This is a genomic window from Hoylesella timonensis S9-PR14, assembly GCF_000762405.1.
Lineage (GTDB): Bacteria > Bacteroidota > Bacteroidia > Bacteroidales > Bacteroidaceae > Prevotella > Prevotella timonensis_A.
In genome coordinates this window covers 1-9,553 of record NZ_JRPQ01000033.1, presented here as the reverse complement: position 1 = coordinate 9,553, position 9,553 = coordinate 1, and the positions used below count along the sequence as shown (strand labels likewise).

Here is a 9,553-nt window from a genome sequence, read left to right as displayed (position 1 = left end):
AGTGCTATATTTTAATTAACATATATTAGTCCTTTTATCAAAACACAGAAAAAATATTTGACATTATTGGTGTATATTCATCGATATGAAAAGTATGCGTTACCAAACTTGTGTGGAGCAACAAAATTGGATAGTGTATAGCGTTTTTCAGTGTCAGCGTGTTTATCTCGCATATACATTGTTATTTGAGCTTATCGTGTCATCTGCAGATTGTCCAACAATAGTCCTTTTTCAGAATAAAAATATACCATTATTCACTTATTTATGTAATAAATACGTGATTTCTTTTGTAAATTTCCTAAATAAGCGTATCTTTGTCAGCCTATATTGCTTATAATTTTATTAGAATAGAATGCCATCTATAGAAATTAAAAAGGTCGAGTCGCGGCGCGATTTGAAAAAATTTGTGGACGTACATTACGACCTTTATGAGGGAAATGAATACGATGTCCCTAATCTTTTCATGGATGATATGAATACACTCCGGAAAGATAAGAATGCTGCATTTGAGTTTTGTGAGGCAGAATATTACATTGCGTTCAAGGACGGTAAGGCTGTAGGACGCGTAGCTGCCATTATCAACCATCGTGCGAACGAAAAATGGAATAAAAAAAGCGTTCGTTTTGGTTGGATTGACTTCATTGACGACATTGAGGTGTCACGGGCTTTGTTGGAGCAAGTGGAAGAATATGGTCGTTCAAAGGGGATGACTGAGATTGTCGGACCATTAGGATTTACTGACATGGATCCAGAAGGAATGCTGACTTGGGGATTTGACAAGCTCAGCACCATGATTACCATTTACAATTATCCCTATTACCCTCAACATTTAGAGCAATTAGGTGGATGGGAAGTGGATCAGGAGTATGTGGAATATTTCTTAGATGTTCCTAAGGAAATACCTGAGAAATATGCTAAAGTAGCAGAGGTTGTCGAGAACCGTTACAATCTACATATCAAGAAACTCACCCGTCGTGAACTGCGAACCACCGACTATGGACGTCAGGTGTTTGGCATCATTAATGAGACTTACAAAGACCTTTATGGTTATTCAGAGTTGAGCGAGAAGCAAATTGATCATTATGTGAACATGTATCTTCGCTTTGCCGATTTGAATATGATAACACTCATAGAGGATTGGAATAAGGACAAAAAGCTGATAGGCGTGGGCATTTCAATACCTTCCTTGTCGTATGCCTTACAAAAATGTCGTAAAGGACGTTTGTTACCTTTCGGTTGGTGGTATTTATTAAGAGCCATTAAATTTCAAAAAACTGGCGGTGGAGGAGACTTGCTCTTGTTAGGCGTTCTTCCTGAGTATCGCTCAAAAGGAGCAAATGCCTTATTGTTTACCGACTTAATTCCCGTGTTTAACAAATATGGGTTTACATGGGCGGAGAGCCAAGTAGAGTTGGTGACCAACGAAGGCGTACAAAGTCAATGGGGACCATTAAAGCCTACGAATCATAAGCGTCGCTGTTGTTATCGTAAAGAGATAAAATAGTACGTTTAGTATTCATCTTTTCTGATTTGGTTGATTTGTCCTACGTTCTCATGTGTACGTATGCGCTTGGATAGAAGAGAAATCTTGCGCTTTATTTCGTTGTGAAAATGACGACAATAAAAGTGACTCAAGCGGCTTGTGTGAACAATGAATCCTCCTCTCTATGCTATAATTATACAAAGAACTATGACAGAAAAAATCAACACTAAATTAGAAAATAGTCAACAAAACAAAAAGTCTGTCTCTCCTCAGCAACAAGCAGATGTTGTTGCTTATACCGATGATAACATCCGTCACTTGTCGGATATGGAGCATGTGCGTACTCGTCCAGGCATGTACATCGGTAGATTGGGCGACGGAAAACTGCCAGAGGACGGTATTTATGTACTCCTGAAAGAGGTTTTGGACAACTCTATTGATGAGTTCAAAATGAAAGCGGGCGATCGGATAGAGATAGATATTGAAGATAATCTGCGAGTTCGAGTGCGCGACTATGGACGAGGCATCCCACAAGGGAAACTGGTGGAAGCTGTGAGTGTACTCAATACGGGCGGAAAGTACGACTCCAAAGCTTTCAAGAAGAGTGTGGGACTCAATGGTGTGGGTATCAAAGCCGTGAATGCACTGAGTGCTCATTTCGAAGTAGAATCGTTTAGAGAAGGGAAAGTGAGGAAACTTACCTTCGAAAAAGGCGACATGAAAACCGATAAGATGACAAAGACTTCGGACGAATCTGGTACCTATATTTATTTTGAACCCGATGATACGCTCTTTAAGAACTATTCGTTCCACGATGATATTGTGGAAACGATGTTGCGCAACTACACGTATCTGAATGCTGGTCTCACCATTATGTATAACGGACGGCGCATCAAGAGTCGTAATGGCTTGGAAGATTTGCTGAACGATAACATGACAACAGATGGCTTGTATCCAATCATACACATGATAGGTGAGGATATTGAGATAGCTTTTACCCACACCAATCAGTACGGAGAAGAATATTATTCGTTTGTCAATGGACAGCATACTACGCAAGGAGGGACGCATCAGAGTGCTTTTAAGGAACATATAGCCAAGACGATAAAGGAGTTTTTTGATAAGAACTACGAGTATACCGACATTAGAAATGGTATTGTAGGCGCCATTGCTATCAATGTTGAGGAGCCTGTGTTTGAGAGTCAGACCAAGATTAAGTTGGGTTCAACGCAAATGGCACCTGGAGGTGAAACCATTAACAAGTATGTGGGCGATTTCATCAAACGTGAAGTAGACAATTATCTGCATATTCATAAGGAGGATTGTGCGGATATTTTAGAGGCTAAAATTAAATCAAGCGAGCATGAACGCAAAGCAATGGCGGGAGTAACGAAGCTCGCCAGAGAGCGTGCAAAGAAGGCGAATTTGCACAATAGAAAGCTACGCGACTGTCGTATCCATTTCAGTGACGAGAAAAACGACAGGAAAGAAGAGAGCTGTATCTTTATCACAGAGGGCGATTCTGCCAGTGGTAGTATCACGAAGAGCCGAGACGTGAATACGCAAGCAGTGTTTTCATTGCGTGGAAAGCCTTTGAACTCGTTTGGTTTGACAAAGAAAGTGGTGTATGAAAACGAAGAGTTCAACCTCCTTCAAGCTGCACTTGATATTGAAGATGGATTGGATACGCTACGTTACAACAAAGTAATTGTGGCTACAGATGCCGATGTAGATGGAATGCACATCCGACTTTTAATCATTACCTTCTTCCTTCAGTTTTTCCCTGAGCTGATTAAAAAAGGTCATGTGTACGTGTTGCAAACGCCTCTCTTTAGGGTTCGTAACAAAAGAACAAAGATAAAGAATAAGGATGTGATTGCTGAAGCGGATGAAAAGCTCGATAAGAAGGATAAAAAGAGCGACTTCATTACACGCTATTGTTATAGCGAAGAAGAACGGCAAGAGGCAATCAAGGCACTTGGTCCCGACCCTGAAATAACCCGATTCAAAGGATTAGGCGAGATATCCCCCGATGAATTCGTACATTTTATCGGTCCTGATATGCGCTTGGAACAGGTGACACTGCATAAAAATGATCAGGTGCAAAAGCTTTTGGAGTATTACATGGGCAAGAATACCATGGAACGACAAAACTTTATTATTGATAATTTGGTTGTAGAAGAGGATATTCCAGAGGAAGACGCCACCTTAGTAAGCTGATTCTGAACCAACTTTATCACCATTATTTTTTAACGAAGTTTGAATAAATGAGAAGATTTATAGCGTGTATAATGTTCGGATGGGTGGTTTGCACCGTTTCGGCACAGTTTAATTTTAATTTTGGGAAGAATTCTCCTATTCGTAAATTGGAAATAGCGGAAATAGCTATTCAAAATTTATATGTAGATACTGTTCAGGAAGATCGGTTGGTAGAAGAGGCTATCCGTGGAATGTTAAACCATTTAGACCCTCACTCATCCTACACTACAGCAAAGGAAACCAAGGCGATGACGGAGGCATTGCAAGGCTCGTTTGATGGAATTGGCATACAGTTCAATATGATGCAAGACACGCTGATGGTGATTCAGACCATAGCAAACGGTCCTTCAGAAAAAGTAGGTATCATGGCTGGCGACCGTATCGTGAGTGTTAATGATAGTAGTATCGCTGGGGTGAAGATGGCACGTGAGGAGATTATGCGCAGATTGCGTGGCAAGAAAGGTTCGAAAGTAAAGCTTGGCGTCTTGCGTAGAAACATTTCAGGAATGCTCTTCTTCACGGTGATACGCGACAGAATACCCGTCAATACCATTGATGCCAGCTATCTTATCCGACCACAGTTGGGATATATCCGCATTGGTAGCTTTGGAGCGACGACGTATGCAGAGTTCATGGCGTGCGTTAGTGATTTGAAGAAGCAAGGTATGCAGCATCTTATTTTAGACTTGCAGGATAATGGAGGTGGCTATTTGCAAGCTGCTGTTCAGATTGCCAATGAGTTTTTACACCGCAATGACTTAATTGTATATACCAAAGGTCGCCGTTCTAATCGTAAAGACTATCTTGCTAAGGGCAATGGTAGCTTGCTATCTGGGAAAGTGATGGTGCTTATCAATGAGTTTTCTGCATCGGCTGCCGAGATTGTTACAGGTGCCATACAAGACCAAGACAGAGGACAAGTGGTAGGACGAAGGTCATTTGGCAAGGGTTTGGTGCAGAGTCCGATACAGTTTCCTGATGGAAGTATGATGCGACTCACTGTTGCTCATTATTATACACCATCGGGACGATGCATCCAGAAACCCTATAAAAAGGGCGATCGTAAAGACTATGCACTGGAGTTGGACCAGCGTTTCAAGCATGGAGAGCTGTACAGTGCCGACAGTATCCATTTTGCAGACTCGTTAAAGTATTATACTTTGCGCCAAAAGCGAGTTGTGTACGGAGGTGGAGGTGTGATGCCCGATTACTTTGTTCCGCTTGATACGGCTAAGTTTACATCGTTTCATCGACAGTTGGCAGCCAAGTCAATCATTATTAATGAAAACCTCAAATACGTTGATCAGCATCGAAAGCAACTGCGAAAGAAGTATGCATCTTATGAACAGTTTTATCAATCGTATGAAGTTCCACAATCTTTCATCGATGCAGTGATAAAGGCAGGAGAAGAAGCAAAGCTGAAACCAAAGGATGAGGCAGAACTTCAGCGTACTTTACCCATGTTGAAAAATCAGTTAAAAGCGCTCGTTGCACGTGATTTATGGGGCATGAACGAGTATTTTAGAATAATGAATGAAACCAATGACATCGTACTCAAAGCGGTAGAACTGATGAAATAAACTTCAATTCTCACGATACAATACTCCCCGAAAATTATCTTTGTGATAGTTTTCGGGGAGTATTGTATGTATATTCGTTCTCCATGAGCGGTTTGCTGTGGGCTGCATTTGAGGAGAGGACGGTGTTAGAGGATAATTATCTGACTCATCCTGTTCCTTGAGAGTTATGCTCTCATGGCGAGCGCCTTATTTTCTGCTGCCTCCATCAATTCACGTTCGCCAGGACCCTTGTCGTTGATTCCACAGAGATGTAGAATGCCATGGATGATGACACGGTGGAGTTCCTCCTCGTATGTCTTGCCAAATAGCTCGGCATTGGTACGGACTGTGTCAAGACTAATCACGATGTCGCCGTTCACAGTGTCGTCCTCATCATAGTCGAAAGTAATGACATCTGTGTAATAGTCGTGTCCCAAGTATTCGTTGTTTACCTCCAAAATCTTCTTGTCGTCTACGAACATATAGCCTACCTCGCCAATCTTTCGACCGTAGGTGGCGGCTACGGCTTTGATCCAAGCCGAGGTTTCTCGTTTTTTGATGTTCGGCATCTTCACGCCGTCTGCATTATAGGTTATCATCAATCAGTATTTTTTCGTTTGATTTTATGGAAATTACTACTCAAAGGCTACGGTTTGTCGCTTTTAGGCGCAACGGGTAAGAACTCCTTTACGTCTCTTCCGTAGCGCAACAGTTCACGAACCATCGATGAACTTACACTGGCTAACTGTGGTTCGGTGAATAAGAAAATAGTATCAATGCCACTTATATGGCGATTGATGTCAGCCTGTTCACGTTCGTATTCAAAGTCTTTTACCGATCGGACGCCTTTTATCATGTAGGTAGCTCCTTCTCTTTTGGCAAAATCTACCGCCAAATCGTGAAAGACCTTTACCGAAATTTTGGGTTCGTTGGCATACAACTTTGTAATTGCCTCTATGCGTTCGTCCTCAGAGAGCATGTTGCTCTTTTGGCTGTTCACTCCCACACCGATGACGATGTGGTCGAAGAGAGGCAATGCACGCTTCACTACGGAGTCGTGTCCGATAGTGAAAGGGTCAAAGCTTCCAACGAAAATTCCAATTCTTTCTTTATGATTCATGTTGAACGTTCGTGAGTTATGTAAATAATCCTGGTTCCATTAGGTTGCCTTTGTATGGGTCTCGCCCCAAATGTTCGTATGCTAAGTGCGTTGCCATACGCCCTCTGGGGGTACGCTTAATAAATCCTTCCATGATAAGGAATGGCTCATACACCTCTTCCACTGTACCTGTGTCCTCGCCAATGGCTGTCGCAATAGTACTTAGTCCTACGGGACCTCCACGGAATTTGTCGATAATGGTGAGCAAAATCTTATTGTCTATCTCGTCAAGTCCATATTGGTCGATATTCAATGCCTGTAAAGCATATTTTGCAATCGCTGTATTGATACCTCCATTACCTTTCACTTGTGCGAAGTCGCGTACACGCCTTAGCAACGCATTTGCAATACGTGGCGTTCCTCTTGAGCGGCGTGCAATCTCATAAGCTGCCTCTTCATCAATAGGAACTTTTAAGATGGTGGCACTTCGGGTAATGATTCTAACCAATGTTGGCGGCTCATAATACTCCAAGTGCATGTTAATACCAAAGCGAGCACGCAAAGGAGCTGTTAAAAGTCCGCTTCTCGTTGTCGCTCCAACCAAAGTAAAAGGATTTAAATCGATTTGTATAGACCGCGCAGAAGGCCCTTTATCTATCATGATATCGATGCGATAGTCTTCCATGGCAGAGTAGAGATATTCCTCCACCACAGGTGACAGTCGGTGAATCTCATCAATAAACAGCACATCATTGGGTTCAAGAGAGGTCAGAATGCCTGCTAAATCACCCGGTTTGTCAAGCACTGGTCCACTTGTCAACTTAAAGCCAACGCCCAATTCGTTGGCAATAATGTTGCTCAAAGTTGTCTTTCCCAATCCCGGAGGACCGTGTAAAAGCGTATGATCTAAAGGCTCTCCTCGATATTTGGCTGCTTCTACAAATATTTCTAAGTTCTCAACAACCTTTGGCTGACCGCTAAAATCGTTGAATTTTAGTGGTCTTAGCGCATTCTCAAACTCCTTCTCGGCGGATGAGAGGCGTTCTTCTCGGATATTAAAATCTTCTTCCATGATTGTTGGACATCTAATTAGTTCTTGCAAAGATAATGAATAAAATCTACAATGCGAACTCCTCGCTATTTTTTGACACTTGGTTGCATTTTAATTAGTGTACTTTTGTAAAAAATAAACAATTATCTCTTTAGAATATGGAACAAGAACATACAGAAGAACAAATGCCTTGGTGGAATGTTATCCTATCGGGTGGAATGTTGGTCATAGGACTACTTTTCCCTTACTTTGGGTTGGATTTTGTAGAAAAGCCTCAATTCATGTTGGCTTGGTATCTACTTGCTTTTGCCTTTGTGGGCTTGCCTGTCATGAAAGAAGCATGGGAAACAGCCCTCAAGGGTGATGTCTTTAGCGAATTTATGCTCATGACCATTGCCTGTATTGGCGCCTTTGCCATTGGCGAATATCCTGAGGGAGTGGCTGTGATGCTTCTTTATTGTATTGGAGAGGCTTTGCAAGACAGAGCTGTTGACCGTGCACGTGATAACATTCAAGAACTGATTGCTTTTAGACCTACCGTAGCTAAGGTTGTTGTCCAAGGGAAAATCATTGAAAAATCCCCCGAAGAAGTGCAGGTAGGTGATATTCTTGAGGTCAAAGCAGGAGATAGAGTTCCCCTCGATGGCAAACTTGTTTCTGCTTCCGCTGCGTTCAATACCGCTGCTCTTACGGGCGAGTCGCTACCACGAACCTTTGAAACGGGTGGAGAAGTGTTGGCAGGAATGATAGCTGTGGATGCCGTCTCTCATTTAGAGGTCGTGCGTCCTGCCAGTGAATCGGCTGTTTCACGCATCTTAAATATGGTGGAATCGGCAGCAGAACGAAAAGCTCCCACTGAATTATTTATTCGACGTTTCGCACGTATTTATACACCAATTGTCATCGGTTTAGCACTGTTGACGGTGGTATGTCCTTATTTATATAGTATTTTTGACAGTCAGTACAGCTACGTTTTTACTGACTGGTTCAGACGAGCTCTTGTCTTTTTGGTTATTTCTTGTCCGTGTGCATTGGTTATCAGTGTTCCTTTAAGTTATTTCGCAGGCATAGGACTTGCCTCAAAACATGGCATCTTGTTCAAAGGAAGCAATTACTTAGATGCCATTACAGAGGTGGACGTTGTGGCATTTGATAAAACAGGAACCTTAACTACTGGTGAGTTTGCGGTTCAGTCTGTAGTAGGATTAGACCAAGAGGCTTTGCAAACCGTGGCTGCTATGGAGAAGTCGAGCAATCATCCTATTGCCCAAGCCATTTTGAAGTATTGCCCTACGGAAGAAAACATCAGCTCTCAAGATATTGCAGGCTATGGTCTTAAGAATGATGAATGGCTTGTAGGCAACTTAAAACTGTTAGATCGTGAGCAAGTATCTTATGCTGACGCTTTGCGTAGCATACCAGAGACAGTGGTAGCGGTGGCTCGAAAGGGAAAATATATGGGGCATATTATTCTTGCCGATACCATTAAAGAAGATGCAAAGAAAGCGATTTCGGATTTACCTGTACGAGCTGAAATGCTTTCTGGCGACCGTCAGGAATTAGTAACCAAGGTGGCTGCGGACTTAGGAATATCGCATGCGTATGGTGATTTGCTGCCTGATGGGAAAGTTTTGCACCTTCAAAATGTCAAGAAAGCAGGAGAGCGGGTTGCCTTTGTAGGCGATGGTATCAACGATGCACCAGTTCTTGCTTTGAGTGATGTGGGCATTGCCATGGGAGGTTTAGGCTCCGACATGGCTATTGAAACGGCAGATGTCATTATTCAGACCGATCAACCCTCAAAGGTAGCTTGTGCCATGAGGATTGGAAGATACACCCGGCGCATTGTCCATCAGAACATTGCATTGGCTTTGGGCGTTAAAGCAGTTGTTATGCTCCTTGGCTTGTTGGGCTTTGCCAATCTGTGGATGGCTGTTTTTGCCGACTCGGGGGTGGCTTTGTTAGCTGTTCTCAATGCCGCTCGCATCTTCTTTAAGAAGCAAAACTAAAACGATTTTGACGCAAAAATTCTATGGCTTTTGTCTTATTATTTTACCAAAAAACGGTCATCTAAAATCTTCAAAATAGAAAAAATCAATAGG

The 9,553-nt window shown here is 42.4% G+C and carries 7 protein-coding genes; 4 read left to right on the top strand and 3 right to left on the bottom strand.

Annotation, left to right across the window (positions count from 1 at the left end):
- The first annotated feature begins 352 nt into the window (after positions 1-352).
- From HMPREF9304_RS01390 to HMPREF9304_RS01380, 3 genes are all read left to right on the top strand, one after another.
- Positions 353-1,504, top strand: coding sequence for a hypothetical protein (locus tag HMPREF9304_RS01390; RefSeq protein ID WP_036926046.1), 1,152 nt, complete (start codon positions 353-355; stop codon positions 1,502-1,504).
- 186 nt (positions 1,505-1,690) lie between these two features.
- Positions 1,691-3,703: a DNA topoisomerase IV subunit B gene (locus HMPREF9304_RS01385; protein ID WP_036926047.1), complete on the top strand. Its 2,013-nt coding sequence runs from the start codon at positions 1,691-1,693 to the stop codon at positions 3,701-3,703.
- Between the two features lie 71 nt (positions 3,704-3,774).
- Positions 3,775-5,322, top strand: a complete 1,548-nt coding sequence (locus HMPREF9304_RS01380; RefSeq protein WP_036926045.1) for a S41 family peptidase — start codon at positions 3,775-3,777, stop codon at positions 5,320-5,322.
- Positions 5,323-5,486: 164 nt separating this feature from the next.
- Here HMPREF9304_RS01380 and ybeY read toward each other — a convergent pair whose 3' ends face one another.
- The 3 genes from ybeY to ruvB are packed head-to-tail and all read right to left on the bottom strand — an operon-like array spanning position 5,487 to position 7,472.
- Positions 5,487-5,900 (bottom strand): rRNA maturation RNase YbeY, encoded by a 414-nt coding sequence (gene ybeY, locus HMPREF9304_RS01375; protein ID WP_036926044.1) that lies wholly within the window; start codon positions 5,898-5,900, stop codon positions 5,487-5,489.
- 47 nt (positions 5,901-5,947) lie between these two features.
- Positions 5,948-6,421 carry a pantetheine-phosphate adenylyltransferase gene (gene coaD / locus HMPREF9304_RS01370; RefSeq protein WP_036926043.1) on the bottom strand — a complete coding sequence of 158 codons (474 nt, stop codon included), beginning with the start codon at positions 6,419-6,421 and terminating at the stop codon, positions 5,948-5,950.
- A 16-nt stretch (positions 6,422-6,437) separates the two neighbouring features.
- Positions 6,438-7,472: a Holliday junction branch migration DNA helicase RuvB gene (gene ruvB, locus HMPREF9304_RS01365; RefSeq protein ID WP_008123722.1), complete on the bottom strand. Its 1,035-nt coding sequence runs from the start codon at positions 7,470-7,472 to the stop codon at positions 6,438-6,440.
- 137 nt (positions 7,473-7,609) lie between these two features.
- Here ruvB and HMPREF9304_RS01360 point away from each other — a divergent pair, with 137 nt between their 5' ends.
- A complete protein-coding gene (locus HMPREF9304_RS01360; protein WP_036926042.1) occupies positions 7,610-9,460 on the top strand; it encodes a heavy metal translocating P-type ATPase in 1,851 nt (616 codons plus the stop codon).
- Positions 9,461-9,553: the final 93 nt, after the last annotated feature.

Excerpts from the sequence above, each read along its gene's own strand:
- coaD (WP_036926043.1), bottom strand. The coding sequence starts at position 6,421 with ATGAATCATAAAGAAAGAATTGGAATTTTCGTTGGAAGCTTTGACCCT.
- HMPREF9304_RS01360 (WP_036926042.1), top strand. The coding sequence starts at position 7,610 with ATGGAACAAGAACATACAGAAGAACAAATGCCTTGGTGGAATGTTATC.
- ruvB (WP_008123722.1), bottom strand. The coding sequence starts at position 7,472 with ATGGAAGAAGATTTTAATATCCGAGAAGAACGCCTCTCATCCGCCGAG.
- HMPREF9304_RS01380 (WP_036926045.1), top strand. The coding sequence starts at position 3,775 with ATGTTCGGATGGGTGGTTTGCACCGTTTCGGCACAGTTTAATTTTAAT.
- HMPREF9304_RS01390 (WP_036926046.1), top strand. The coding sequence starts at position 353 with ATGCCATCTATAGAAATTAAAAAGGTCGAGTCGCGGCGCGATTTGAAA.
- HMPREF9304_RS01385 (WP_036926047.1), top strand. The coding sequence starts at position 1,691 with ATGACAGAAAAAATCAACACTAAATTAGAAAATAGTCAACAAAACAAA.
- ybeY (WP_036926044.1), bottom strand. The coding sequence starts at position 5,900 with ATGATAACCTATAATGCAGACGGCGTGAAGATGCCGAACATCAAAAAA.